The organism is Bradyrhizobium sp. SPXBL-02, from assembly GCF_051853065.1.
Lineage (GTDB): Bacteria > Pseudomonadota > Alphaproteobacteria > Rhizobiales > Xanthobacteraceae > Bradyrhizobium.
Genome location: NZ_CP182474.1, coordinates 2009130 through 2035422 on the forward strand (window position 1 = coordinate 2009130; position 26293 = coordinate 2035422).

Consider the following 26293-nt stretch of genomic DNA (forward strand, 5'->3'; position numbering starts at 1 on the left):
TGGATTCAGGGATGAGTTCGCATGGTTCTAGGGATGGAAAAGGGGGTATCAAATGAAGACATTCGCCAACATGAACGGACGTGGACGCACTTCCCTAACGGTCCCGGTCGAGAGATAATCCGGATGCATAACAGCGCCATTCTTGCTGGCTCAATCGCCCACGGGATCGAGCTGAAGGGGGTTTCGAAGACTTATGGCCAAGTGACGGCGTTGCACCCCACCGATTTAAGTATGGTGAAGGGAGAATTCTTGACTCTGCTCGGTCCGTCCGGGTCCGGCAAAACGACATTGCTCAACCTGATCGCGGGAGCGACCAGCCCCAGCACAGGCACAATACTGCTAGACGGGCGCGACATCACCCATATGCCCCCGCGTGAGAGGGGCATCGGGATGGTGTTCCAAAACTACGCTCTGATGCCGCACATGAATGTATTTGACAACGTAGCATATCCTCTGCGTTGCCGCCACCAATCTGCAAAGACGATCTGCACCAAGGTAACGGAGGCGCTCGAGCGCGTCGGCCTGCGTGGCTTTGAAAATCGCAAACCGCGCCAGCTCTCTGGCGGTCAGCAACAGCGCGTCGGGATTGCACGCTGCATCGTCTATTCTCCGGCCATAATTATGATGGATGAACCTTTGGGTGCGCTGGACAAAAACCTGCGCGAACAGATGCAAGGGGAAATCAAGCGTCTCCATAAGGATTTGGGAACGACGCTCATCTACGTCACCCACGATCAGGAAGAAGCCTTGAATATGTCCGACCGCATATGCCTGATGCGGATGGGAGGAATTGCCCAACTCGGGACGCCGGACGAATTGTACTTCCACCCCAACGACCGCTTCGTCGCTGAGTTCATAGGCGAGTCGAACCTGATCACCGGTCAGGTGGTCGGCAAAGACAAGGTATTGATCGCCGGAAATCGGCCAATTGCAGTTCCTAGCAGGGAATGGACAGAAGGCTCTAGACTGCTACTTATGATTCGACCCGAAAGAGTATGCATTAGCGGCTTCGGTGAGGGTATTCCAATTGGCAGCAATGCTCTTGATGGCGAAGTCGCAAGCACTTCGTTCATAGGCGGCATGACGTGCGTGACCGTCAAGACCGACAACGGCCTTAACATTTCGGCCAAGATGATGTCCAACCGCGCCAATTCGCGGCCTGAACCTGGCGCGCGTGTACGACTGTACTGGTCTGCGGTCGATATGGTGGTGGTCGATAAATGAAGATCCTTTCTTGCACAGCACTAATTACCAAGGAGATGACTTGTAATAAGCAATTTCGATCGTTTGGAATTTACTCAGCTGGGCACTTTCTTGCTCCCGCTACGCCGCGCCATTCCGATAGTCGATCTCGGCTAAGTGCAATAGCCAAACCTCTATCGCGGTGGACTGTTCCAGACGCTTCCGAGCTGTCGCCCCGTGATGCCGAGGCAGTCTGTCGTCACTAGCTATCGAACGGAAGGAGCCAGGGCCGCTCCGGCATCCGGCCTGGCGCCGCTAGGCGCTGGATCGATTCCGAGTCAACATGGCGATGTCCACCGAACATGGCGATCTGCTTGACGTGATGCGCAGGAGTTTCACCCACTTTCGCGATGTTGTTGAGGAAGGGCGGCGTTTTCTGATTCTGCTCCGCGCAGAACCGCGGGGCCAGTCCGAAGCGCGCGTGCGCGCCTGTCCCGTCGGATCGCTGGAAGCGGCACGGCGGCTCTTTGCCGTCTAGCGGCCGATCCGGTGGACTCTTGTCGAGATCTACCTACCAATGGCGGCATCGAGGTGGGCGTTGCGCTTTCATCCGCGTTGCTACTATCGTCTCGACGAATACAGGCGACCGAGACCTGGCCGCGATCATCGCTGCCGCCACCGATCCTTCCGGCGCCATGACTGGCGTGCATCGATCCTGGCTGTCGCCGATGGCTCGAAGGCACCGATCGAGACGCCGCGAAATGGGGGCTGGTCTGCGATGGGTACTGTCCAGAATCTTTCGCACTTTTGATCAGGCGACGGCTCCGGTTTCAGAGAGTTGTGGCTGATAGAGCGGTCGCATGTTCATGTAGCATTTGGTCGACCACGCCGTTCCGGCAATGTGCCGCAGCCGGGCCGCCGCTAAGTTGAGACAGGATTGACCGTCGGGGAAGGCGCCGACGACACGGGTTCGTCGCCGGATCTCCTTCATGATGCGCTCGAGCGGATTGTTCGTTCGAATCTTCCGCCAATGGATGTCCGGAAAAGCATAGTAGGCGAGCGTCTCGTGAACCGCCTGCTCGACGAGATCAGCAGCTTTGGCCATACGGCTGGCCCGCAGATCCGCGATGACGGTCCTGGCTTTCTCGTCGGCCGCGGCGCGGCTCTCCTGGGCATGAATGGCCTTGAGCATGTGGCTCACCTCGCGGACCCGGGTCGACGGCACGTGGCTGAAGACATTGCGATAAAAATGCACCATGCAGCGTTGATAGCGTGCCTCCGGCAGATAATCCGCAACGCTTTCGACAAGACCTCGGCACGCGTCGGAAATCACCAGCTGCACGCCCTTGAGACCGCGATCGACGAGATGCCGCAGAAACGAGGACCAGCCGGATTTGTCCTCCTTGGCGCCTTCACAGATGCCGAGGATCTCCCGGAACCCCTCAGCATTGACCGCCGAGGCCACCAGCAGCGACACGTTGCGAACCTCACCAGCCCAGCTGCGCTTCATCACGATGCCGTCGAGGTAGAGATACGGATGCTCGCCTTCGATCCTGCGATTCCGCCACGCCTCGATCTTGGTATAGATCTTCTTGTTCAGGTTCGACACTGTGCTCGGGCTGACCCGGGTGCCCCACAGCGCCTCCGTGATGTCTTCGACCCGCCGAACCGAAATCCCCGCCAGATACATCTCGATCAGCGCCTCCTCAACCGAGCTCTCCCGCCTCCGGTAGCGCTCGATAATCGCCGTCTCGAAGGTTTGCCGCCGTAGCTTCGGAACCTTCAGATTGACGTCGCCCGCCTTGGTCTGCAGCGTTCGCTCGTAGCTGCCTGCCCGCGTGTCCTGCCGCGCCGGGCTGCGCTCATACCGCCCAGCACCGCACAGCTGGTCCGCTTCGGCCTCCAGCATCGCGTTCAGTGTCTCTTCCACTGTCCCGCGGACCATCTCGCCCAGGTGATCTCGAATCCGGGCCTCATCAATTTGGATCACCTGACCCATGGCATTCCCATCGTTCATTCAAAGCTCCTTCATTCTAGAAGAAGCCGTCAATCCTGAAAGTGCGAAAGACTCTGTACGTTATCCTGCGATGCCGTCCGCTTTGGCATGGTCGACAAGGTCCTCGCTGTCGGTGAAGGTATCGAGACGATGCTGTCGCTGGGCTGTGCGCTGCCTGTCATGCGGATGGCTGCCGCGCTCTTGGCCAACCACCTTGCCCGCTTCGGTCTCTATCGCCTAGAGCATGGCGCTGCCCTGCTGCCGGACTGCTATGTCAAGCAACTGTGTGGGCGTACTCGGTGAGACACCGACACTCACAATCCTGTTTTCCTGCTATGGATCGCCGTCGCAGTTCTGCGGCTCGATAGAGGGGTAGGGTTGAATAGCCGCACACGTGGTCGTCAATGGCCGACGCGAGGGCGCGTCTACCTCGAACCTGAGAAGCCGTAGATTCCCCGCCCAGCTGATTTCAACAACTATCGCGCTACGTTGACGAAACACCGCCCTTCTGTGTGATATTTGAGAGATACTTACTCTCGCTCGCTGAGTCACGAGACGACTACGCTTATCGTCTTGCCTCTGATCTGCAGGGGGCGCATCTAAAACGTTGATCAAAAGGTGCTCGGCTGCAGGACGCTAAAGCATATTGATCGCAAACAGACTCGACGCTTCTTCGAGCGAAGACGCTGAGCTGATTTCAGAGCACCGATAGATCGCTACTGCGCTTGCGTCCCAAAGCATAGCGTCGCTCGAGAAAACGAAGGTCTGCAACAGCAGGTACACTAAGCCAGGAAGAAGGCACCGACCATCGTGATCGGCTCAAGATGCCGATAATTGATGTTAGCAACAATGCGCGCCTGAGACATCAATTCGACGACGGTGATCACAGACAATAGCGGAGTCTCTTTGAACCTGGAAACCACGTAGTTGGCGAGTGCAGGAACCATCGGAGGTGCGGCCTGCGGAATGATGACGTGCCACCACACCTGAAAACGGGTCAGGTTCAGCGCTTTGGCAGCTTCCCACTGCCGCGTTCCACATTGTCGATGCCAGCGCGGTAGACTTCCGACGTGTAACTCCAATAATGCACCCCAAGCGTGATCACCCGCCGGCCAGGGGGCTGAGAGAAATGCAAATGTCTGGCACCATGTAAAACACGACGTAAAGCTGAACAAGAAGCGGCGTGACTCGTACGAATTCCACGAAGGACCGCAGAAGTGAGGCTACCAGGGGCAAGTCTGACCGTCTGCCGATCGCGATTGCACAAGCCATTACCATAGCGACTGCGGAGCCAAGTAGCTCGCGAATACGGTGATCTTTACGCCCTCAACGAGCTTAGGAACGATCTCGAAAGCGAAGGACCAGCTCCAATCCATTCTGCATCTTTCCGTTGCTTGGGTGCACTGTTGCTCAAGAAGTGCGTCAACGTCGAAATAGCCGAAGCCGGACCGAGGCGCGGCTCCAGAATGTCGATACACGGGATGACCGCCCCGGAGCTTTTGAAAGTTGCATCCTGTCGCTGTTCTGCGAGAGGCGTTGCTCGAGCAGACGCATCAATACAGACCTCGCTGAACTGGATCATCGGCTGCGTCATTGCGCCTCCTCCAACACAGAGCTCTGTATGAACGCCAGAGCAGAGCCGATGACCCTGATATCACGCTTGCCAACCACACCAGCTGCTCGCCCTTAGTGACGCGCCCGCCTCGACGTGCGTTTCAAGCTCTGCTGAGCAGCTACTTAGATACAGCTCTTCGGTTGTGATTGTCCCAGCACCGACTGTGCCATCCTCCCTCGAGATATTCCCGCTAGCGATGATCTTTCGGAGGCCCTCATTGTAAGCGTTTCTCAATTCCACGCTGTCCTTGCTAAAGGCAGCCGCGGCGCAGGAAGTTTTGTATCGGCCACATGCATGACTTATGTCAGGAAGAGATCGCCAAGTCGCTTCTGCAAGTCAGCGGCAGTTGCAGTATCGTGGGCCAGAAGATCGATACGTTTGTCAGCCAGCAATTTCATTCCGCTAGTGCCATCAGGGAATATCACAATGTTGCCAGCCTTCACACCTGCGGAGATCGATAGCTTCTGTTGAGTGCAGCCGCCACAGACACCTATCCTCAAGGATTGTTCGGCGACATCCTTATAGGAGCTCACTTTGCCGACCAGTGAGGCGGGGAGAACAAACGCTTCCCCTTCACAACTCACGGGATTAGAAAAAATGACTGCCTGGCAGCGCTCAGGCCGAATGAAGAGAGCGCCTGACAACGACAGCGTCGCTCGCTTCGATTGGATCGCCGGGATCATCGCGCCATATTCCATCATCTGGCCGGTGAATTTGGTCACTCCGACTTCCTGTAGGATAGCCTTGTCGCGTTCAGGGCCGAGACCGGCGGGCGACCCATCCGAATCCAGCTTCATCCAGGGAGGCTCATTGGCAATTGCGATAATGACTCCGTTTGTTTGTGCTTCGTCCAACGTTGTGGCCGAAACGGAGTAGGCTTGCGAACTGAAGATTGATCCGGCCGCTATCGCAGCTAATAGCCACCTTCGCTAGTCTGGAGCGAACATGAAACGTCACTTCGGTTCATCATTTGCGCATCCTTCGATTTCCGCGAGTCAGGGCAAGTAGAGGTGTGCGTTCAAGCGCCTTATTGAGGAGAGGGCAGCTTGGGGCGGATCGCTGTCCGAATGAATGTCGCTTGCCCCGCGAGCAAAGCAGGGAGGCCTACCTGCTGGTGAGATTATCTCGAGGAAAAGGCAAGCGACTTGCTTTGACGCGTCGCTGTTCATGGAGATGAGCCTGCCGCCCACGAGTGCACAGGAATTCGGTTGCGTCGTGCATCTGCACCTCGCCGAATGGCCATTGTCCCGCGGTCATGCGCGGATGAAAATGGGGCTTTTCTTAAATAGTATTGCCAAGCTCTGCCGCTGGATTCTCCATTTTTAGCTACCTGTTGTAGGAATCCTGCGCGCCAGTCGCGTTTTTTACAGCATGTAGTGCCTTTCCGCTCAGGCGGCTCGATCCAAGGAATGGGGTAGCTCGGCCTTAGCTCGCCGGACAATCCGGCTGGAGGAAAAGGCCGCGCTTAATAATCATTTACCAGACCTCAATCGGTCTGGCTCTCGGCGATCGAGGTGTTCGCCAAAATCGGGTCACCAGTCGAGTGTCTCGCCATTGTAGTCCAGGAAAGCACCGCTAGTGGCGGGTGTGAGCTCTGCAATTCGTCGGGTGAGACAGAGCGCACTTTGTTCGGCAGAGATCGAAGTGGGGGAGGCAGACGCGCGTTCCCCTCCCATATCGGTACGCACCCATCCGGGGTAGAGTATTCCTACGAGTATCCCGTCTTCGGCCCAGTCGCGCGCGAGGCCGCGCATGCCATTGTTGAGTGCCGCCTTCGAGGCTCGGTAAGCATATCTGTCACGGCTCGAGCCGTAATTTCTGCCGGTGGAAGCATAGTCGCTGCTAATGGCCACTACCTTCTTCTCGCAGGAGCGCAATAAGTTGTCCCGCATCGCCTGCGCGATCAGCATGGGCGCCAGTGCGTTGATGCGCATCGTAGTCATCCAGCCTTCGACATCAATTTGCTCAGCCGACTGTGCTTTAGGTGTTCCGTTGATTCCCGCATTGTTGATGAGAATGTCGAGAGGCAGGTCGGCGATTGAGCGCTTGAGCGAGGTAATGGAGGCGTCGTTGGCCAAGTCGAGCTGAACGATCCGCACCTTCTCACCGAACGAGGCCACGAGTTCCTTGAGCTCAACGGCTGTTGACGGATCGCGGCAGCACGCGATGACCTCGGCGCCGTCGGCGGCGTATTGACGCGCGAGAGCAAGGCCAATGCCTCGATTTGCACCCGTGATTAGAACTCTCCTCATGTGGAATACCTCTCTATGATTGCCGCGCCTCGCGCCTGCAAATCTGTGAACTCGAACGCCTTTCAAGCGCCGAAGCTTTGGCAAACGCCAGCTTAGGCTTCTTAGGTGCTAGCTCCCGGTCGGGCCGAAATCACCCGAACTGGGCCTCTTTCGCCTGGTGGCTAGGGGGAGGCGAGCTCCAGCGTCCGATCGCAGCAATGACGATATCGCTCTGAGCTGCGCTGACGTTTTCCCTAGCGGAGAAATCGTAAGTGGCCGGATTCGGCGCGCGGGAGTCAGCCCCCGAGGCGGCACCTCACCCGGCGACAGTCCGCGTTCGAGATTGACGATTTCGGGAGATCGTGTGTTTTCTGACGGCATAAAGAGAGCATAGCGCGCAAAGGAGGCAGAATCCGCTCGTGCTAAGCCCCATTTTGGGTGAAAATCTGCATTCAACTGGCAGGTGTCATGCAAATCCAGTGCGCTGGCCGCTCTTCTGCTTATGCAGATCAAGACGAACCTTCAGTCGAGATCGTCTGCGCCCGCCCGGTGAGGCGATGCCGAACATCGTACTCCGTTAGACAATGCGCCATAAAGCCCACCTCCGTTTTCCGAGGCGGACGCCACCTCCGCCCGAATCGGGCTTCTTCGTGTACTAGCCTAGAGCTCATTCGGAACGCAGTCGGGCACCTCTTCCTTCCAGCGTACCGATCCGAATGGGCGTTCCAGCATGCGGCGAATACGAATAGGCTGAGGGCCGACGTGGAAAGCCATGGCCTTCTCTTCTAACGCGCGTTCCGACTGGGTCCACCGGTTGCGTTGACGCAAATAATCCAACCAAGTAGGGCAGTGATACCGCTCGGTCCATAGCTCGGGATCCGCGATGTCACGCGCGATTGACCAGCCATAGGCGCCATTGCGCTGCCGATAGAGCTGCACATCCTGCATGACGTTGTGGAAAGCGCGCGCATTCTCGGAAGCCACCCTGTATTCGAGTTCAACCACCAGCGGCCCGCTGCGGTAGGTAAGCGGAAGCCGCACCTTAGGATCGGCAAGCATCTCCGCGTCCTCTCTCCTCTCCGTGACGGACGGCATGCGCAGCCAGTGGCCAAGCAGCGGCAAGAGCAGCATCAGTGCAGCGGATAGAAGCAGCGCGATCTCGACCCCCGCTCCATCGGTGAGCCGTCCCCAAGCCCAGCTGCCGATCGCAAGTCCGCCCGAGAACGATGCCTGCCACGCCGCAAGCGATCGGCCCGCAACCCACCGCGGCGCTGACAGCTGCATACCGATGTTGAACAACGTCCACACGATTGTCCACACGGCACCGGCTAGAACCAGAGCCGCGACTGTCAATATCGGCTCGCGGCTGAGCGCGACCGCGGCTATCGCGCCGCTCATCGATATCGTGCAGGCCCGAACCGCGGCTTCGCTGCTCATCCGCGCGCGTAATTCACCGATGTTGAGCGCGCCTATTACAGCTCCAACGCCGAAAGCACCGAGCATGATGCCGTAGGTTTGCGCTCCTCCGTGCAACAGATCGCGGGCGACCAGCGGCATCAATGCCTGGATTCCGCTGCCAACTATTCCGGTTATCATCGAGCGCGCAATCACGACCTTGATCGACGGCGAATTGGCGATATAGCGCACGCCCGAGACGATGGCGCGGCTTAAGTTTTCCCGCGGTAGCCGCGAGGGCTTCGGCACACGCTTCCACAGGAACAGCGCAGTTATCAGCGGGAGGTAAAGAAGCGCGTTGACGGCAAATGCTAAAACTGCGCCTGCAGTCGCAACGATTAGGCCACCAACGGCCGGTCCAAAACTCCGAGCGATGTTGTAGCTGATGCCATTGAGGGCGATCGCAGAAGGCAAGCTCTCGGCCGGCACCTGCTCGCTGACAGAGGATTGCCAGGCCGGTCCCATCAACGCCATGCCAGTGCCGACTACAAAGCAAAGCACCAACAATAGATTTGGTGTCGTGAAACCCAACCAGTCAATCGCGGTGAGGGCTGTGGCCCCGCAAAGCGCGATCGACAGTGCAACCAGCATTACGATCCGCCGATCGTGCATATCGGCAATAGCGCCGGCCGGCATCGCCACCAACATGACCGGCAGCAACAAGGCTGTCTGCACGAGAGCTACCTTATCAGCGGAAGACGTCATCTCGGTCATCGCCCAGGCCGCACCGACGCCTTGGACAAGTATACCGAGGTTCGATAGGAGACTCGCCAACCAAATGCGCCGGAACGTGGGATATTGCAGAGGCGTGGCAATGCTGTTGGATGTCTGAAAGTAAGAAGTCTTTGGCATCTAGGTTCGCGGCCCGCGCGCGGCAATCTGATCCCAGCTCAGAAACTCGCGAAACGTTGAGGCGGAGGTGGACGAGCGGCTCTGACATGCGCCCAAACATTTGAAATATACGCGCCGTGCCGCTCTTCGCTTTGCTGCCGCCAACATTAACCCGCAAACACCATATCGAGATCTCGTGATAATCTGTCTCGCTTTGATCGGAGGTCTCCCCGAGTGTTTCTGATAGCCGATTTAGCGTCTAACCGACGCGACGCTGTCAGCGCCGATCTGAGAGGAACGGCCTTTGCCTTCTCTTGCAGATGTGCGCGTACAGATGTGCGACATCCATTCACTGGCTTGGAGCAATCATGCCCCTACCTTGGTGCGAATTTAACATCGCCAGAACTCTAGCACAGAGATTGCACGACTTTTGTGCGTTCGGCATGACTAATCGATGAAAAAAGGCGGGAAGCCATGGGTCAACGCCGACAAAGACACACAACTCAATCTTCGTTGGGAGCCTCTACCGGAATCGCAAAGCCAGCCTTCACGCGATCCATGACGACCATCGTTTTGAACCCCTTGATATCCGGATTCTCGTAGAAGAATCGCCTGGTAAACTGCTCATAATCTTCCATCGTCCGTGCCGTAATATACAAGACGAAGTCGGCGTCTCCAGTGACGTAGAAGCCGTTGACGACTTCAGCTGATGACCTAATCGCTTTTTTGAATCTGTCGATGATATCTGCGCGCTCACGTTCAAGACTTACCAGTACCAGCATCTGAATGGGCCTTCCTACGGCCTTCGCCGAAACGATCGATACGTCCGCCTCGATGATTCCGTCAGAGCGAAGCCTCTTCAGGCGTCGTTGGCACGCAGTTGCAGACAATCCAGCAAGCTCTCCGATGATCTCAGAGGTAAGGCGATTGTTTTTTTGAACAATCTCCAAGATGCGGGCGTCTGTTCGGTCGTATTGCATTAGTCGGAGCTCCAGTTGAATTCCGCCGCGAAATGGCGAGGTTCTGCAGGAAACCGTCCAAACGACGGTAATAAGCGACGCAAATCTATTCGCAACATTAGTATCCTGATTGGCAGCAGAATTTCAACAAAATGACCGACAGGGACGTCTAAATGGTTTTGCAAGTTGCTCGGCCCAAAAGTCCACCTCTGGTCGGGCTGGCAAAAGGGCGTCTGGAGAGTCTAAGTCGTCGGGATTTTGTCGCCGGGGCCGCTCTGATCGGCGGACGCTGGATCGAGGGCGACAAAAAAGATGCCGTCGTTGATCCGGCAACTGGCGAAGTGATCGCCCAAGTTGCTCGTTGCGGCGCTGCTGATATGAATCTTGCGATCGAGGCCGCCGAACGATCTTTTGCACAATGGCGGGGGCTGCTGCCAGAGAGGCGGGGCGCGATTCTGAGGTCTTGGGCCTCATTAGTGCTTGCCCATTCGCAAGAGCTCGCCGTCCTAGTCACGAGCGAGCAAGGCAAACCGCTTGCGGAGGCGAGGTACGAAATTAGCTATGGTGCGGGATTTCTCCAGTGGTTTGCCGCAGAGGGAGAGCGTGCTTATGGCGAGACGATTCCGAGCCATAAGCCCGCAAGTTTGCTTCAGGTCAGAATGCAGCCCGTTGGTGTTGCGGCCGCAATTACTCCTTGGAATTTTCCGGTCGCTATGATTACGCGCAAGGCCGGCGCCGCTATGGCGGCCGGCTGCCCAGTCATTGTGAAGCCCGCCCCTGAAACGCCGCTCTCCGCTCTTGCCCTAGCAAGACTGGCCGAGGAGGCCGGGGTACCGCCCGGCGTCTTCCAAGTTCTGGTTGGTAATCCAGTCGAACTGTCGACGCCGCTCTTGCGAGATACCAGAGTGCGAGCCCTATCGTTTACAGGCTCTACAGAAGTTGGCCGGCTGCTGCTGGAAGGGGCTGCGCGGACTGTAAAGAAGGTGTCGCTCGAGCTTGGAGGGCATGCTCCCTTCATCATCTTTGATGATGCTGATATCGAGAAAGCTGTCAAAGGCGCAATCGACGGAAAGTTTGCGACCTCCGGCCAGGACTGCCTGGCGGCTAATCGCATCTACGTACAGAGAAGCATTTATAGCGCCTTCGTCGAAAAGTTTGCTGCGGCAATCACTCGGCTCAAGGTTGGCCACGGTCTTGAGGCTGGAACTGATATCGGGCCGATGACGAAGTCGTCCGTGGCTGAAAAGTGCAGGCGTCAAATCAGTGATGCGGCGGCAAAAGGGGCGCGCGTTATTTCTGCGAGCCAGGATCAGGGCTTCGGGCCAAATTTCGTCGTTCCAACTCTGCTGAGCGATGTCACGGAAGATATGCTCATTTCGAAGGAGGAGACGTTCGGTCCGGTCGCCGCAGTGCTTCCATTCGACTCGGAGGAAGAAGTCCTGGCCAGAGCCAATTCCAGTGAGATGGGCTTGGCCGCCTACATCTATACCGACAGCTTGCGTCGTGCGCTGCGACTTTCTGAGAACATCGAGTACGGAATGGTCGGCATTAACACGGCGTCATTCACTGGGCCGCCAATTCCGTTTGGAGGTTGGAAGCAGTCCGGCCTTGGTCGCGAAGGTTCGCGGCATGGCATTCAGGAGTATATGGAATTGAAGTACGTCTGTTTCGGCGACTTGGTGGCTTAGGAGAATTGGTATGAACGATATCAAGACGATCGCGGAGAAAGATCGCGCGACTGTTCTACATCCCTTCACCCAGCTCAAGGAGTTCGCCACAGGTAAAGCTGGTGATCCGACGATTGTCACCGCAGGGAAAGGAATCCGCATTGAGGATGCGCAGGGACATAGTTACATCGACGGGTTTGCCGGCCTTTACTGCGTCAATATTGGCTACGGCCGGACCGAGATAGCCGAGGCAATTGCGCGGCAGGCTTACAAGCTGGCCTACTACCACACGTATGCGGCACATACGACGGACGAGCTAGCCAACCTCTCCGATCGCCTCGTGCGAATGGCGCCGGGCAAAGCGAGCAAAGTCTTTTACGGTCTGTCCGGGTCAGACGCTAATGAAACACAGGCGAAGCTGGTTTGGTATTACAATAATTTGCGCGGGCAGCCCAAAAAGAAGAAGATCATCTCGCGCGAGCGCGGATACCACGGCTGCTCTGTCGTTTCTGGCTCAATGACCGGAATGTCGTTCTATCATGATCACATGGATCTTCCGCTTCCAGGCATTTTGCACACCGGAGTCCCCCATCACTACTGGGGCGCGGAGCCAGGTGAAACGGAAGAGGCGTTCTCTCGCCGACGTGCAGCCGAACTTGAAGACATGATTGTGCGTGAGGGGCCAGAAACCATCGGAGCCTTCATTGCCGAGCCGGTGTTGGGTACAGGAGGCATCACACCGCCGCCCGACGGTTATTGGCGTGAAATTCAAGCCGTACTGCGACGCTACGATGTGCTTTTGATCGCAGATGAAGTGATTTGTGGATTTGGCCGCACAGGCGCTGAGTTCGGCAGCACTCTTTACGGGATGGAGCCTGACCTCGTAACGGTGGCCAAGGGTCTGACGTCCGGCTATATGCCGCTCTCTGCAGCAATCGTTGGCGAGAGGGTCTACGCGGTCATGGAAGAGGCCGCCGATCGGGTCGGTGCGTTCTCCCACGGATATACCTATTCCGGTCATCCGATTGCAGCGGCGGCCGCGAATGCCGTTCTCGATATCGTGGAGAAGGAGCGACTAAAGGACCGCGCGAGAACCGTTGGTGCTCATTTCTTGAAGCGCCTCAATGAGCGATTTGCGCAGCTAGAGATCGTCGGTGAAGTGAGAGGCGTGGGCTTGCTCGGTGCAGTGGAGTTTGTCGCCGACCGCCAGACCAAACGGCGCTTCGATCCGCAGCTCAAGGTGGGCGCCCGGATCTCCAAGGCGGCGCGCGACAGGGGGCTAATCGCGCGGGCAATGCCGCATGGGGACATTCTGGGGTTTGCCCCGCCTCTCATCGTTTCCGAACATGAAATAGATGAGATCGTTGAGCTCGCCTATCGCGCCACGAAGCAAGTAATGGACGAGCTTACCAAAGAATTTGCGGTCTGAGCTCGACACCTATTCTTGCCGATGCGACGGACCGGTTCGTCGATTCGTTCATGTTCGCTTGCTTTGGCCACAACCAGGATCCGTTTCGATCGCGGCTGCAGCAAGGTCCTTGTAAAGTGCTCAAAGACCCGCACGTCGGTGCCATGATGGATGAGTTGCCGGAGTTTCCGCTCCATTCGACCATCGCATCGAAGGCGGTGCTATGATTGCAATGGCAGCGACACCTGACCAGTGGGGCGCGCCGGTCCGCGATATCGCCCAATCTTAGTTCCCAGCGTGGATGGAGTGGTGTGTGGTGCCCGGGCGCATGGCGCCATAACCGCGGGGGGAAATCGCAGTTACGTTCGCTGCACCTGCAGGTTTTCTTCAGTGCCATGCCCTCCTGTGCTGTCTTTGAGCGTCAGGGCCGCGGTAGATGGTGAAAATGTATGCTTTAAACCATGTAGTGCTTGCGGCAGGGAGGGGATGCAATGACCGAACAGAACTGTCTTGGTCAGTTATGTCGTGGCCTGAGCCGACGCTCGTTTGTTGGATCAGCCGCGGCTTTACTGAGTGCGCCGTTTGTTGCGAAGGCGACTGCAGCCTGGGCGCAGGAAAAGCTTGCCGGCAGTGGGGAAGTTGTAGTCTTCAGCTACGGGGGATCGTTCACGCAGGGGGTGCGAAAATACGTTTATGAGGCCTTCACGAAGGCGACAGGGATTGCTGTGGTCGATGTGACGGGAGACTTTGCTGAACCCCAAGTAAAGGCGATGAAAGAAGCTGGGCGCATGGATTGGGATCTGGCTTTCATCGACGCGCAGAGTTATCCGGCTATGTCCGAAGCCGGCATGTTCGAGCCCATCGATTACAGCTGGTGGGATCCGGAATCCCTGGTGGGCGTTCCGGCGGGTAATCGTCTCAAGGATGCGGCTGTCGCCTACCGGGCAACAACTGTGCTTGCGTATGATGCTCGCGCCTTCCGAGATAAGCAGCCAAAAAGCTGGGCGGAATTCTGGGACGTGAAATCGTTTCGGGGGCCGCGCGGGCTCGCCTCGAACGTCCGGCACAATGTGGCATTCGCGCTATTAGCCGATGGGCTACCAGCAGCGGATCGGTGGCCCTTGACGGAGGACAAGCTCGATCGAGCTTTCAAGAAGCTCGATCAGATCAAGCCGCATATCACGAAGTGGTGGAGCGCGGGAGGTGAGCCGGTTCAGCTGTTGCTGAACCGTGAACTGGAGATGACGAGCTGCGGAGACAATCGTGCTTTAGCGGCCATCCGTCAGGGTGCACCCATTCGTATCGTCTGGGATGGCGGTAACTTGGTTTACGTGTACTGGGCGGTACTGAAAGGCGGTCCTAATACCGCGAATGCGCAGAAGTTAATCGCATTCGTTAATCGTGCCGAGAGCGCCGCCAATTTCACACTCGGGACGTTTCTCCCCGGTCCTAATACGAACCAGCTTCAGCACTTGCCGTCTGATCTTCTTCCGTTGCTTAACATCAATCAGGCAATTGCATCGGCGGTGGTTGAACAGGATTCCGCTTGGCTCGCGAACAGGCGATCGGACGGAAAGACGAATTTGGACCACCTCCAGGAGCGCTGGCTATCATGGCGGGCACAATGAGTTCCATCGCAATCAAAGACCAAACGCAATATTCGCGGCCATGGCCTACGCCGTGGGCTTGGCTGTTGCTGCCTGGCACTATCTTCCTCGTGGTGCTCTTTGTCGTGCCGCTCACGGGGCTTCTGTTGCTCGCGTTTGGGATGCCAAACTGGACTCTGGCCAATTTCCTGCGGATCGGCGACACCCCCGTCTATCTGACCGTGATGCGTAACACGCTCGAGATCAGCGTTACGGTCACTGCGCTCGCCTTCGTGCTTAGCTATCCGATCGCCTACGCTCTCACGACGGCAGGAACAACGTTGCGTACCTTCCTGCTCATTGCAGTCGTGCTGCCCTATTTCACCAGCACTCTGGCTCGGACCTTTGCCTGGATCGTCCTACTCGGGCGCAATGGCGTCATTAACCAGTACCTGCTCGAGCTCGGCTGGGCATCTCAACCGATCTCAATGCTCTACAACCGGTTTGGTGTGATTCTAGGCATGACCCACATTGTCATGCCTATGATGATCCTGCCGATGTACACGGTCATGTCCAGCATTGACCCAAAGCTGATGCGTGCTGCAAGGGCGAACGGAGCCAGCCCAGTTGCGGCTTTTCTCACTATTTTTCTGCCGCTCAGCCTCCCGGGCCTGATTGCAGGAGTGCTGCTCGTGTTCATCTACTGTCTCGGGTTCTACATTACACCTGCCTTGATGGGTGGGCTATCGGACGTCATGATCACGATGGCGATCAGCTCCCAGATCCTGGAGCAACTCAATTGGAATTTTGGCTCTGCGCTTTCAGTGGTCCTGCTGGTGGCCGTTCTGAGCATATTGTGGATTGGCTCGCGCTTTTTCCCGATAGAGCAACTGCTGGGCTTCTCCGATGGCAAGCTCGGTTCGAGCGCTGCCCGCCGCCAGATGGGTGCCAAGATGTTGATGCGGATCGGCTCCGCGTCAAACGCTCTTGATCGCTGGCTTCCTTCGCTAGGAGGGCGAGGTGTCCCGATCCTGGCATGCGTTCTGGCTGTGCTTCTCCTGCTGCCAGTCCTGATCGTCGCTTATTTGTCGTTCAGCGCCTCGTCCTACTTTGTCTTTCCGCTGCCTGGCTACTCGCTCCGCAACTACGAAGCCTTTCTGTTTGACACGCTATGGGTGCGTGCGACCGTCACCAGCATCCGTATTGCGCTTATGGCGGTTGCCATGGCGACGACGCTGGGCGCCATGATTGCCTTCGGTCTTTCGCGCGGCGCTATGCCTGGTCGGGGAGCAATGGTCGCTCTCTTGCTCTCGCCGATTATCATGCCGACTGTTATCGTGGCCGTCGCGACCTATTTCCTCCTGGCACGGTTCGGATTGCAGGGCACCGAGTTCGGCCTGGCACTCGGTCACGCGGTCCACGCCATCCCCTACGTGGTGGTGATTGTGGTTGCCAATCTGCGCGACCTTAACCCGAGCTACGAGCGCGCGGCCCGCAGTCTTGGAGCCGGGTCTTGGGCGACCTTTCGCACCATCGTCGCCCCGCTTGTTATGCCGGCGCTCCTCGTCGCCAGCTTCTTTGCGTTCCTGACCTCATTCGACGACGTCGTCTACGTGCTGTTCCTTGGCATTGGAAAGATTACGACCTTGCCGATGCGCATGTGGGAGGGGATCCGACAGGATATCAGTCCCACCATTGCTGCCGTAGCGACGCTGCAGATGCTGTTTGCGACGATCGTAATTGTCGTCGGGACCCTGCTCAGACGAAGCAAGACCACCTGACGGCCCTGTCTGGGCGCGGGTCAACCTGCAAACCAATGATGAATTCACCCTAGGGAGCTGAAATGTTGATGAAAGCGACCGCGAGCGGCACTGATGTGAAAACCGGAGGCATCGCCCTGCGCAACCTGCAGAAGCGTTACGGTAGCGCGATCGCCGTCGACGATATCAGTCTTTCCGTGGCACCCGGCGAGTTCATCTCGCTGCTAGGCCCGAGCGGATCGGGAAAGACAACTACTCTCATGATGATAGCCGGTTTCGAGCTGCCTAACAGCGGTCAGGTCCTGCTCGATGAGAAGGATATCACGCGCCTGCCGCCTCACCGCCGCGAACTCGGCGTGATCTTCCAAAACTATGCCCTATTCCCACACATGACGGTCGCCGAGAACGTCGCGTATCCGCTTCGGATGCGGCGTATGGCAAAGGCAGAGGTCGAAACGCGGGTGCGGCGCATCCTCGATCAGGTACATCTTGGTGCCTTGGCCTCGCGCTCCCCTCACCAGATGTCCGGCGGTCAACAGCAGCGAGTGGCGATCGCGCGGGCTTTGGTTTTCGATCCACCCGTTCTCCTCCTCGATGAACCTCTGGGCGCGCTCGACAAGAAGCTGCGCGAGCATCTGAGGAACGAGATCAAGACCCTGCACAAGGAGGTCGGCAAGACGATGATCTACGTCACGCACGACCAGGATGAGGCGCTCGCCATGTCCGATCGGGTCGCGGTGATGCACGAGGGCCGGATTCGCCAGGTCTCGGCGCCGAAGGACATCTATCGCAGGCCCGCCGACTTGTTCGTCGCTGGTTTCGTGGGTGAAGTCAATTTGATTCCGGTCAAGCTTAAATCCGGGACCGTGCAAGGTCCTGCGGGCGAAAGCCTCCCGGCTCCAGCCTGGCAGCATGCAGACAGGGACGCGACGCTGTGCGTGCGACCTGAACACCTGCATCTTCAAGCCAGCGCTTCCGGCTGCTCCGGCGGAATTGAAGGGCGCATCAGTGGCATGACGTTCGTTGGCGACGCGACCCTCTTCGAATTCCGGAGCGAAGCTGGATTGCACTTGTTATCCAAGGTGCTGAACGTGTCGGCCGAGACAATGCCGGAGGTGGGCGACGCCTGCGTCGCATCGTGGGCTGCTCACGACGCAACGATTCTGACGGAATAACTTTCTCAATCGGACCCGCGCCACACTGTGGTGCCGGTTCAATCCGCTCGCACCCGCACCGCCGCTTGAGGCGAGTGTAGCGGGCTTTCGCCAGCGATAGCCTTTTCAACGCTCTGCCCGATGCTTCGGGATGCGCAAACTTATGCGAGGAACCTATTCATGAACGGCGCTGAAAGCCTAGTTCGTACACTGGTTGCGGGAGGAGTAGACACCTGCTTTGCAAATCCAGGCACATCCGAGATGCACTTTGTCGCTGCCCTTGACCGCGTCGACGGTATGCGCTGCGTGCTCGTGCTCTTCGAGGGGATTGCAACCGGCGCTGCGGATGGTTATGCGCGTATGGCCGACAAGCCGGCCGCCACCCTGCTACATCTTGGGCCGGGCTTGGCGAATGGTCTTGCCAATCTGCACAACGCTACCAAAGCGTCCACGCCAATAGTCAATATTGTGGGAGATCACGCAACTTACCACCGCAGCTACGATGCACCGCTCACGTCCGACATCGAGGGGGCAGCGAAGCCGTTCTCTGGTTGGGTCCGTACCTCCCCGAACGCAACGCGAGTTGCGGCCGATGGTGCGGCGGCTATCACGGCCGCGCGCACCGCCCCCGGTCAAGTGGCAACCCTTATTCTTCCGGCCGACACTGCCTGGAACGAGGGCAGTGGACCGGCTGCTGTGGCCGGGGCACCAAAGCGAACGCGTGTTTCGCAGGAGTGCATCAACGATATTGCCAGGGCGCTCCGCTCCGGAGAGCCCACGATGATGTTATTGGGGGGGCTTGCGTTGCGAGAACGCGGCCTTGATCTGGCGGGGCGCATATGTGCCAAGACAGGCGCGAAAATCATGTCGCAAACCTTTCCCGGTCGCATCGAGCGCGGGGCTGGCCGCGTTCCTGTCGATCGGCTTCCATATCCGGTCAACCAAGCGCGCGCGACACTTGACCGCCTTAAGCATATCGTTCTGGTGGGTAGCCGCATTCCGGTGGCCTTCTTTGCCTATCCGGACAAACCAAGCCTGATGGCTTCTGACGATACGGAGTTTTTGACGCTTGCACGTGCTGAAGAGGACGTCTTGGATGCGCTTGAGAGACTTGCAGACGAACTGGATGCTCAATCATTTCCAAGCCAGGCGGCGAAACTAGCACCGCCATCGCTCGCTTCCGGCGCAATTACCGGCCCCAATATCTCACAATCACTCGCCGCGCTCATTCCGGAAAACGCGATCGTCGTCGATGAATCAATCTCGGCGAGCGCCAGTTTTTTCGCTGCAAGTTGGAATTCGCAGCCACATACCTATCTACAGAACATGGGCGGTTCGATCGGGCTTGGCATGCCAATGGCAACCGGCGCTGCGATCGCATGCCCAAATCGGCCTGTGCTCAACCTTCAGGCAGACGGCAGCTCGATGTACGCTATTCAATCGCTTTGGACACAGGTGCGCGAATGTCTGAACATTACGACAGTGCTGTTCAACAACAAGTCATACGCTTGCCTCCGGGATGAACTCGCCAATGTCGGGGCGCAAAATGTCGGCCGCAAAGCTTTGGACATGCTCGATTTGAGCCGGCCTGACCTCGACTTTGCCGGACTTGCAAGAAGCATGGGTATGGCGGCAGTGCGGGTGACTACGATGGATGAGTTCAATATCGAAGTGGCCCGCGGACTTTCGACAACGGGGCCGTATCTGGTCGAGGTGCAGATCGCTTGAGGAAATCTGGGTGTTGGGCCACGCGCGATCGTCGGATCAGAGCCCATTTTATCCCTTGTGAGATGAATTCGATGGCGAGTAAGCTGCTGCCGAATGAGGCGGCGGCTTTTTGGCTCAGAAAAACGTGGGCGGAGATCGTAACCAGTGATGTTACTGCCCGTCTCTGTACATCATGCTTTTGGGGCTGTTGCTACGGACCGCGATTGATCAGGTCTCAGCGGGGCAGCTGTGCAGACCCTTCGGGACAAGCAACGCCATCGAAGCTCCCCCGTATCTGCGCGACCGTACTATCGGGGTTAGTTCGGCAACACTCGAAGAAAACCGAGAAAACAGCTAAACCAGAAACCTCGCATGCGGCGGAATCCACCGCCACGTCGCCGGCGCGGGACGTAGCAGGTCTGAACTAGACTGACTACGAAAGCTCTCTTCGAGGAAACAATCCGAGGTGCGCCGAAATTCCTTCCTCCAAATCGCAAGAACTATAGAGTTTTGCGCCGCTGGCATGTCAACATCCAGCCTGAATAAAGACAGGAGAAGGAGGACGCTCAGAATGGGTTTATTTATTCGGGTAGCCACCCTTACGTTCACAGCAACGGTCGCTTTCGCTGCTACGGCGCATGCAGATGACTCTTTAGCGCGCGCCGAGAAGAACGGTGTGGTATTCGGCTTCTCGAATGAGCCGCTCTATGCGTCCTTAAGTGCTGAGGGCAAACCTGCTGGCACCTGGTTCTGAGATAGCCGTCGCAGGGTAACGGAAGTTCGCCCTGTCTTGACTGAATGGGCATCACTGATCCCTGGGCTTAAAGCTCGCCGCTTCGATGTCGTGGTACCAATGTTCATCTTGCCCAACCGCTGTCGGGAAGTCGCATTCTCAAACCCGATTTCGAAGACAGGAGCAGCGATGCTCGTCAAGAATGGCAATCCCAAGCAGATCCAAAGCTATGAAGATGCCGCAAAGAACAAGGGCGTCATTGTCGCGGTCATGTCAGGCGCAGCCGAGCAAGGCTGCGCTCGCAAAGCCGGTGTTCCGGATGATCGGATTCTGCCTTTGCAGGATCCTCGGGTATTGCTTTCTGCTGTAAAGTCCGGGCGAGCCGATGTGCCGCTGTTTCGCCAGGATCAGCCAAGTCCATGGCCGAAAAAGGCGGCGGCGACGTGGAGGAGGCGCAGCCGTTCCACTCGGCCCCCTGGGGCGATCTCCTACAGCTCTCCTCCGTTTCGCAAGCAAGACGAGGCGCTGCTGAAAGCCTTCAACAAGGCACTCAGCGAGTTCGTGGGCTCTGCTGAACACAAAGCAATCAACGCGACGATTGGTCGAGGCGATGAAGTCCTGGCTGGAAACGTAACTTCTGAAGAATTGTGTAAGCGCGATTAGGCAAGTTCGACGCTGAAAGTCTTTCGATACGGAAATGATCGAGTTCCTTCCGATTCTGCTTAAAGGGGTCGTGGTGACAATCCAAATCACCGCAGCCGCGTCGGTAGTTGCTATTGCCTTGGCGTTCACGGCCGGCCTCGCCCGGCTTTCATCTAACCGCGGGATACGTTGGCTCGCGGTCGGTTACGTCGAACTGTTTCGCGGCACGTCCTTACTTGTCCAACTTTTTGGATGTTCTTCGTTCTTCCAAACTTCGGAGTGCGACTGGATCCTTTTCCAGTGGCGGTGCTCGTTCTCGGCCTGAATATTGGTGCGCACGGATCCGAGATCGTGCGCGGAGCCATCGTTGCAGTACCTGCGTCGCAGGTGGAGGCAGCGATCGCGCTCAACCTGTCGCCAAGCTTTCGAATGCGTCGTATCATCGCTCCACAAGCCCTGATCACGATGCTACTGCCATGGGGCAATCTTCTAATCATTCTGAAATCCACAACTCTTGTTTCCCTGAACACGCTGCAAGACCTGACGTTTCAGGCTTATAATCTTAACGTGCTGACCTTCCGGACATGGGAGCTCTATTTGTTGACCCTTGTCATGTACTTTGTGTTGGCGCAGGCAATCGCTCCGGCTCTCGCCTTCCTATACCGGCGCTTGAGCAGTGGAATGACCAGGGGGGCTGTGAGCGATGTCTTTGACTGGGCCTTTGCCTGGTCGATCCTTCAGCTGCTCGCGTCTGGCGCTTTGGTCACGTTCGAGTCAACGGTGATCGGGTTCGTCTTGGCCCTCGCAATCGGACTACCGCTGGCATTGGGCCGCCGCAGCCGATCATTCCTGCTCTTCATTCCTGCGACGGCAGTGATCGAATTCATTCGATCCACCCCACTCCTCATCCAGCTCTACTTCATTTTTTTCGTTGGGCCGCAATTCGGCATCAGGCTCTCACCGCTTACCGCCGGCCTTATGGCGATCGGCTTTACTATGGTTCGTTTTATCGCAGAGGTTTACCGAAGCGGTATCGACGCCGTTCCGCGCGGGCAATGGGAAGCCGTCATGGTCCTCAACATTGGGCGCTGGCGTGCATACCGAGCGATCATTCTGCCGCAGGCGATTCCGCCTATGATCCCGGCGCTCGGTAACTATTTGATCGACATCTTTAAGGCGACGCCAATCTTGTCCGTAATCACAGTACTGGAAATGATGACGCGGGCGAAGATGATCGGCTCCGAGAGCTTCCGTTATACAGAGCCAACGACGATCGTCGGCGCTTTCTTCCTTATCATGACGCTGGGAGCGTCCTTTTTTGTCCGGCAACTCGAGGGGCTATTTGGACAAGTCCGGGGCAAGCGGCCGGTCGGCCTGGCCGGCGTGTGAGCAATCGAGCCTCAAGCACCGCGCGAAGGAACGCTCGCGTTCGTTCGTGTGCAGGCTTGTGGAAGATCACCTCGGGCGGGCCTTGCTCGAGAATTTCACCTTCCGAGAAAAAGCAAACCCTATCGGCAACTTCTGAAGCAAAGCCCATCTGATGGGTCACGATCAACATCGTAAGGTCCTGCTCCTCTCCGAGCTGACGCATGCCTGTAGAACCTCGTGTACGAGTTCAGGATCCAAGGCCGATGTGATCTCGTCGAAAAGCAAGATTTTGGGCCGCATCGCCAGGGCCCGGTCAATAGCAACGCGCTGCTGTTGGCCACCGGAGAGCTGCGCAGGATAGTGATCTTTGCGGTCAACAAGGCCGACCTTGCCAAGGAACGAAATTGCGCGCTCAGTCGCTTCCTCCTTGGATAAACCAAGGACGTGAACAGGAGCCTCGATGATGTTCTGCAGGGCTGTCATATGTGGAAACAGGTTGAACGGCTGAAACACCATTCCGATCTTGCCGCGATTCCGGCGGAGATGCGCCTCCCTTCGCTGGCACCAGGCGGCCGTCGACGGACTCATGCGTAAACGACTCGCCCTCTACTCTGATTAGTCCGCCGTCTATCGGCTCGAGGGTCATCAGAGCCCTCAGCAGCGTCGTCTTTCCCGGAATGAGCCGATTTTTGGGAAAATGCCTTTGGCTCAATCCACCGCCATCAGACAAGCCTGGGTAACACCGGTGCCTCGCATAGAGCGCCGGGACGTGGAGGAGCCATAGTCCTGTTTCGGCTCGTTCTTGGACGCTGGTGATTACCAATGAAGTCGGCGAGCGCCAGCTTACAGGGCTCGCGCAGGCGGCGAAGCCGGGTCAAAATATCGGCGGCTTGAGCCGGCGGCCTCGCACATTTGCGATGCCACCAGCAGACTGCTTCAAACGGGTATCTCGAATAACTCCCGAGGAATGCGAGAGAATGTTTCTGCGCCAGTTTCGGTAATGCGGAAAGTCTCGCTAATCACGTACCCGAGGTCTTCATCAATCCAGTTTCCAAGCATCAGGTGGAAAGTCATATTTGGTTTAAGCACCGTCGAATCCCGTGCTTGAGGCTAGCGGTTGTTTCAGTCCACTCGATTCCGACTGCGTAGCCCCACCCCAAGTCGTTCTCGAGCATTGTGATAAGCGTGGTTGGTTTGACTCGTAAGGGGAGCTCCGCACAAGCTCTCTCAGGTCCAGCTTGCCCATCCGAAGAATCCAGCGTCAGGTTGCAAGCTTTCGAAGTCACTCAGTCGAAAGCTAGCAATGTAAAATCTAGAGAGGTTAAGGTTTATCCAGCTCAACAAACCCAGCGACCGACTTAACTTCCAGGTAGTCTTCAAGGCCAAAGCGCCCCCATTCACGACCATTTCCGGATTGTTTGTACCCGCCAAAGGGAGCGGAGCTCTCGAGTGATCCACCCTGTAGATATATGGTGCCAGCTCGAATTAGCCCGGCAACGCTTCGCGCGCGTTCTGATGAGCCTGAGAATACGTAACCAGCGAGGCCGTATGGTGTATCGTTAGCAATGCGGACCGCGTCGTCCTCGTCCGCGGCACCAATGATCGCAAGCACCGGCCCGAAGATCTCCTCGCGCGCGATAGTCATTTCGTTTGTCACATCGGCAAAGATGGTGGGGCGAACGTAGAAGCCTTTGTCGATGCCTTCCGGGAGCCCTGGTCCGCCTGTGAGCAATGTGGCCCCCTCATCAATTCCTCTCTGAATCAATGCCTGTATCTTCTCCCATTGGCTGCGGTGTACGACGGGGCCCATATGAATGCCCGCCGCGCGCGGGTGACCAACGCTGTACCTCTCCGCTATAGCTTTCGCGATCCTCGCGATTTCCGCCATTCTAGATTTTGGGACAATGAGGCGCGATGGTGCGTCACAAGATTGGCCGGAGTTTTGAAAAAGCGTCGCGATGCATTTGCTAACGGCCTTTTCATAATCGGCGTCCTCAAGAACGATGTACGGGGATTTGCCGCCGAGTTCTTGGCTAACGCGCTTGATCGTGTAAGCGGCTCGCCTCGCGACGTCGATCCCCGCACATGTCGATCCGGTGAACGAGATCATATCGATGTCTGGATGCTCGCTCATAGCGGCGCCCACTTCAGGTCCCAAACCGTTGATCAGGTTGAATACACCGTTTGGCACGCCAGCCTCGTGTAGGATCTCCGCAAATATCAGTGCACAAGTAGGAGCGAACTCCGACGGCTTGAGAATCATTGTACAGCCTGCAGCGAGTGCCGGCGCTACTTTACACGTTATTTGGTTTATTGGCCAATTCCACGGCGTGACCATTCCGACAACGCCGATAGGCTCGCGAACTACGATTGTACTGTCGATCCGCTCCTCGAAAGAGTAGCTCTTGAGCACGTCAAGCGTGGAAGCTAGGTGAGCGATGGCGGAACCAGCCTGCTTTTGCTGCGCCATCGCTAGCGGGGCGCCAATTTCGTCCGAAATGGAATCCCCAATCTCCTTCGCACGACCTTTGTAAATCTCGAGAATGTTTTGGAGAATGCTGACGCGCTGCTCGCGAGTTGTCCGAGAAAAGCTATCAAACGCGCGCCTGGCTGCGATGACCGCCTTGTCGACATCCGATTTTGAGCCGAGCGCAATCTCGTACGTCTCCTCCGCAGTCGTCGGAGCGACGATGCGCGTCGTTTTCATAACGGCGGGGTCAACCCACGCGCCGTCAATGTAAAATTGCATTCGATTGACCATGTTGTCCTCTCGAGTCGGTTAGAAGTTTGCGCGGCGCCACCACCCGGAATCGCGGTTGCATTCTTTAGATTCAGTTGTGTCCGCTTAGGCTCATAATTTCCTAAAAAGGATGGCGGCTCTCTATGGAGCAGACCAGTCCCGGAGAAAATCGCCTAAGAGTGCCTTTTGAGCCTCTGGGCAAAGTTTGTGGTGTTGACCTACGCTTTGTGCTGAACTCATTATCGCACGCTCTCCACCAGCGGAGCCCCGCCCCCAGATGCAGGTCTGCACTGAGGCGCCGGCGCTTCACAGCAGCCTCTGTTCAAGGGTGCACCCTCGGCGGCTGCAACCGGCTCCGATAATGCTCGTATAGCCTTCTTGCCGCGTGGCTTAGCAGTAATCCTCGCGCTGCTTTCGCGCATTTTCTCCAACAAGAAGTGAGTGGATGCAGCTTCCCGGCACGCCGCTTCGTTAGTTGGCGATGTCGGCGGGGACATCGTGAAGCTTTGTCGTAACGCATGGTACCGGCCGCACGCTCAAACAGCAGATTTGCGCGTCGCGCACTCTCGAGGCGGAGCAGAAGGTCCCATTTCGGCGGCTCACAAGCCCTTCCGGCTTTGGCTTTCGGATTTCACCGATATGCGGGCCAATTGCTTCTTCCCCGCATCGCTTCAATGCGGGGCAGCCGAGTGGGAAGGGACTTTTTTGACCGCGCAAATCAGGATGGTATCCCTGATAAGGGAGCTCTCGATTTATCGCTCGGCGGACAGTGAGGAGCTGGGAGCATCTGACAATCCAACCAGCCCCTTGCGTGATGAAGGAGACTTGCAACGAGGCAGCCAAACCAGGGAGTCATGCAGCATTTCTGCGCAATATCGCCGGCACCTACAGCAAATCTTCCCTGATGTCGCCGATTTCGTGAAATCACGCACCCCTTTTTGATAGGTTTTGACATGCTCGGCGGTGGCGTATCAGCGCGTTATCGCGGGGAAAAGGGAGGGTTTTTGATGATGACTACTCCGCCGCCGTCTGATGCGAGGCGCTCCGAACCGGTTCGCCTTCCGGCAGAGCGCGAGTGGCTTGATCCCTCGAGCGAGCTCAATAAACTACGCGAAACGCAACCGCTTAGCCGGTTTCGGTTTCCCGACGGTCGCGCTGGCTGGCTAGTGACGAATCAGGAGCTTGCACGCGCAGTGCTGAGTGATCATCGCTTCACGCGGCTAGGGGCGCAGAGTTTGGCTCCGGCGGGCGGTTCATCC

At 57.3% G+C, this 26293-nt stretch carries 19 protein-coding genes and 4 pseudogenes; 14 read left to right on the forward strand and 9 right to left on the reverse strand.

The window, feature by feature from the left end; genetic code table 11:
• The first annotated feature begins 123 nt into the window (after window positions 1-123).
• Entirely contained in the window at window positions 124-1224 is a 1101-nt protein-coding gene (locus ACNJYD_RS09235) for an ABC transporter ATP-binding protein (RefSeq protein ID WP_439366085.1), read from the forward strand.
• Between the two features lie 301 nt (window positions 1225-1525).
• A complete protein-coding gene (locus ACNJYD_RS09240) occupies window positions 1526-1720 on the forward strand; it encodes a hypothetical protein (RefSeq protein WP_439366086.1) in 195 nt (64 codons plus the stop codon).
• A 273-nt stretch (window positions 1721-1993) separates the two neighbouring features.
• On the opposite strand, the gene ACNJYD_RS09245 is transcribed toward ACNJYD_RS09240, so the two are convergent.
• Window positions 1994-3181 (reverse strand): IS256 family transposase, encoded by a 1188-nt coding sequence (locus ACNJYD_RS09245; RefSeq protein WP_370090950.1) that lies wholly within the window; start codon window positions 3179-3181, stop codon window positions 1994-1996.
• Between the two features lie 87 nt (window positions 3182-3268).
• Between ACNJYD_RS09245 and ACNJYD_RS09250 the strand changes: the two are divergent.
• Window positions 3269-3397, forward strand: a pseudogene (locus tag ACNJYD_RS09250) (DUF7146 domain-containing protein); the annotation flags it as partial.
• Window positions 3398-3875: 478 nt separating this feature from the next.
• Here ACNJYD_RS09250 and ehuD (ACNJYD_RS09255) read toward each other — a convergent pair.
• From ehuD (ACNJYD_RS09255) to ACNJYD_RS09275, 5 genes and pseudogenes are all read right to left on the reverse strand, one after another.
• Window positions 3876-4554: pseudogene (gene ehuD, locus ACNJYD_RS09255) on the reverse strand (ectoine/hydroxyectoine ABC transporter permease subunit EhuD).
• Between the two features lie 538 nt (window positions 4555-5092).
• On the reverse strand, window positions 5093-5590 hold the full coding sequence (locus ACNJYD_RS09260; protein ID WP_439367438.1) for a transporter substrate-binding domain-containing protein: 498 nt from the start codon (window positions 5588-5590) through the stop codon (window positions 5093-5095).
• A gap of 735 nt (window positions 5591-6325) precedes the next feature.
• On the reverse strand, window positions 6326-7045 hold the full coding sequence (locus tag ACNJYD_RS09265; RefSeq protein ID WP_439366087.1) for an SDR family oxidoreductase: 720 nt from the start codon (window positions 7043-7045) through the stop codon (window positions 6326-6328).
• Window positions 7046-7684: 639 nt separating this feature from the next.
• Window positions 7685-9331 carry an MFS transporter gene (locus ACNJYD_RS09270; protein ID WP_439366088.1) on the reverse strand — a complete coding sequence of 549 codons (1647 nt, stop codon included), beginning with the start codon at window positions 9329-9331 and terminating at the stop codon, window positions 7685-7687.
• 482 nt (window positions 9332-9813) lie between these two features.
• Complete coding sequence (locus ACNJYD_RS09275) at window positions 9814-10290, reverse strand: Lrp/AsnC family transcriptional regulator (RefSeq protein ID WP_225184983.1); 477 nt, start codon at window positions 10288-10290, stop codon at window positions 9814-9816.
• A 188-nt stretch (window positions 10291-10478) separates the two neighbouring features.
• On the opposite strand from ACNJYD_RS09275, the gene ACNJYD_RS09280 reads away from it, so the two are divergent.
• From ACNJYD_RS09280 to ehuD (ACNJYD_RS09325), 10 genes are all read left to right on the forward strand, one after another.
• Window positions 10479-11957, forward strand: a complete 1479-nt coding sequence (locus tag ACNJYD_RS09280; RefSeq protein WP_439367439.1) for an NAD-dependent succinate-semialdehyde dehydrogenase — start codon at window positions 10479-10481, stop codon at window positions 11955-11957.
• Window positions 11958-11967: 10 nt separating this feature from the next.
• On the forward strand, window positions 11968-13365 hold the full coding sequence (locus ACNJYD_RS09285) for an aminotransferase (protein ID WP_439366089.1): 1398 nt from the start codon (window positions 11968-11970) through the stop codon (window positions 13363-13365).
• 470 nt (window positions 13366-13835) lie between these two features.
• Window positions 13836-14972 (forward strand): ABC transporter substrate-binding protein, encoded by a 1137-nt coding sequence (locus ACNJYD_RS09290; protein ID WP_439366090.1) that lies wholly within the window; start codon window positions 13836-13838, stop codon window positions 14970-14972.
• On the forward strand, window positions 14969-16711 hold the full coding sequence (locus ACNJYD_RS09295; RefSeq protein ID WP_439366091.1) for an ABC transporter permease subunit: 1743 nt from the start codon (window positions 14969-14971) through the stop codon (window positions 16709-16711). Before ACNJYD_RS09290 ends, ACNJYD_RS09295 begins: the two co-directional genes overlap by 4 nt.
• 62 nt (window positions 16712-16773) lie before the next feature.
• Complete coding sequence (locus tag ACNJYD_RS09300; protein ID WP_439366092.1) at window positions 16774-17865, forward strand: ABC transporter ATP-binding protein; 1092 nt, start codon at window positions 16774-16776, stop codon at window positions 17863-17865.
• 159 nt (window positions 17866-18024) lie between these two features.
• Window positions 18025-19572: an acetolactate synthase large subunit gene (locus ACNJYD_RS09305; RefSeq protein WP_439366093.1), complete on the forward strand. Its 1548-nt coding sequence runs from the start codon at window positions 18025-18027 to the stop codon at window positions 19570-19572.
• A gap of 550 nt (window positions 19573-20122) precedes the next feature.
• Window positions 20123-20305 (forward strand): hypothetical protein, encoded by a 183-nt coding sequence (locus tag ACNJYD_RS09310; protein ID WP_439366094.1) that lies wholly within the window; start codon window positions 20123-20125, stop codon window positions 20303-20305.
• 36 nt (window positions 20306-20341) lie between these two features.
• Window positions 20342-20947, forward strand: coding sequence for a transporter substrate-binding domain-containing protein (locus tag ACNJYD_RS09315; protein WP_439366095.1), 606 nt, complete (start codon window positions 20342-20344; stop codon window positions 20945-20947).
• Window positions 20948-20981: 34 nt separating this feature from the next.
• Window positions 20982-21251 (forward strand): ABC transporter permease subunit, encoded by a 270-nt coding sequence (locus ACNJYD_RS09320; RefSeq protein ID WP_439366096.1) that lies wholly within the window; start codon window positions 20982-20984, stop codon window positions 21249-21251.
• A complete protein-coding gene (gene ehuD / locus ACNJYD_RS09325) occupies window positions 21179-22315 on the forward strand; it encodes an ectoine/hydroxyectoine ABC transporter permease subunit EhuD (RefSeq protein WP_439366097.1) in 1137 nt (378 codons plus the stop codon). The genes ACNJYD_RS09320 and ehuD (ACNJYD_RS09325) overlap by 73 nt, the downstream gene beginning before the upstream one ends.
• A gap of 10 nt (window positions 22316-22325) precedes the next feature.
• On the opposite strand, the pseudogene ACNJYD_RS09330 reads toward ehuD (ACNJYD_RS09325), so the two are convergent.
• The 3 genes and pseudogenes from ACNJYD_RS09330 to ACNJYD_RS09340 all read right to left on the reverse strand — a co-directional run.
• A pseudogene (locus tag ACNJYD_RS09330) lies at window positions 22326-23024 on the reverse strand (amino acid ABC transporter ATP-binding protein); the annotation flags it as partial.
• Window positions 23025-23230: 206 nt separating this feature from the next.
• Window positions 23231-23448 (reverse strand): annotated as a pseudogene (locus ACNJYD_RS09335) (M24 family metallopeptidase); the annotation flags it as partial.
• Window positions 23449-23615: 167 nt separating this feature from the next.
• Entirely contained in the window at window positions 23616-25055 is a 1440-nt protein-coding gene (locus tag ACNJYD_RS09340) for an aldehyde dehydrogenase family protein (protein ID WP_439366098.1), read from the reverse strand.
• Between the two features lie 420 nt (window positions 25056-25475).
• On the opposite strand from ACNJYD_RS09340, the gene ACNJYD_RS09345 reads away from it, so the two are divergent.
• Window positions 25476-25976, forward strand: a complete 501-nt coding sequence (locus ACNJYD_RS09345; protein WP_439366099.1) for a hypothetical protein — start codon at window positions 25476-25478, stop codon at window positions 25974-25976.
• The last annotated feature ends 317 nt before the right edge of the window (window positions 25977-26293 follow it).

What these genes read in the sequence shown, in the direction of transcription:
- ACNJYD_RS09235 (WP_439366085.1), top strand. Translation starts at nt 124, where the DNA reads ATGCATAACAGCGCCATTCTTGCTGGCTCAATCGCCCACGGGATCGAG.
- ACNJYD_RS09240 (WP_439366086.1), top strand. Translation starts at nt 1,526, where the DNA reads ATGGCGATGTCCACCGAACATGGCGATCTGCTTGACGTGATGCGCAGG.
- ACNJYD_RS09245 (WP_370090950.1), bottom strand. Translation starts at nt 3,181, where the DNA reads ATGGGTCAGGTGATCCAAATTGATGAGGCCCGGATTCGAGATCACCTG.
- ACNJYD_RS09260 (WP_439367438.1), bottom strand. Translation starts at nt 5,590, where the DNA reads ATGAAGCTGGATTCGGATGGGTCGCCCGCCGGTCTCGGCCCTGAACGC.
- ACNJYD_RS09265 (WP_439366087.1), bottom strand. Translation starts at nt 7,045, where the DNA reads ATGAGGAGAGTTCTAATCACGGGTGCAAATCGAGGCATTGGCCTTGCT.
- ACNJYD_RS09270 (WP_439366088.1), bottom strand. Translation starts at nt 9,331, where the DNA reads ATGCCAAAGACTTCTTACTTTCAGACATCCAACAGCATTGCCACGCCT.
- ACNJYD_RS09275 (WP_225184983.1), bottom strand. Translation starts at nt 10,290, where the DNA reads ATGCAATACGACCGAACAGACGCCCGCATCTTGGAGATTGTTCAAAAA.
- ACNJYD_RS09285 (WP_439366089.1), top strand. Translation starts at nt 11,968, where the DNA reads ATGAACGATATCAAGACGATCGCGGAGAAAGATCGCGCGACTGTTCTA.
- ACNJYD_RS09290 (WP_439366090.1), top strand. Translation starts at nt 13,836, where the DNA reads ATGACCGAACAGAACTGTCTTGGTCAGTTATGTCGTGGCCTGAGCCGA.
- ACNJYD_RS09295 (WP_439366091.1), top strand. Translation starts at nt 14,969, where the DNA reads ATGAGTTCCATCGCAATCAAAGACCAAACGCAATATTCGCGGCCATGG.
- ACNJYD_RS09300 (WP_439366092.1), top strand. Translation starts at nt 16,774, where the DNA reads ATGTTGATGAAAGCGACCGCGAGCGGCACTGATGTGAAAACCGGAGGC.
- ACNJYD_RS09305 (WP_439366093.1), top strand. Translation starts at nt 18,025, where the DNA reads ATGAACGGCGCTGAAAGCCTAGTTCGTACACTGGTTGCGGGAGGAGTA.
- ACNJYD_RS09310 (WP_439366094.1), top strand. Translation starts at nt 20,123, where the DNA reads ATGGGTTTATTTATTCGGGTAGCCACCCTTACGTTCACAGCAACGGTC.
- ACNJYD_RS09320 (WP_439366096.1), top strand. Translation starts at nt 20,982, where the DNA reads ATGATCGAGTTCCTTCCGATTCTGCTTAAAGGGGTCGTGGTGACAATC.
- ehuD (WP_439366097.1), top strand. Translation starts at nt 21,179, where the DNA reads ATGTTCTTCGTTCTTCCAAACTTCGGAGTGCGACTGGATCCTTTTCCA.
- ACNJYD_RS09340 (WP_439366098.1), bottom strand. Translation starts at nt 25,055, where the DNA reads ATGGTCAATCGAATGCAATTTTACATTGACGGCGCGTGGGTTGACCCC.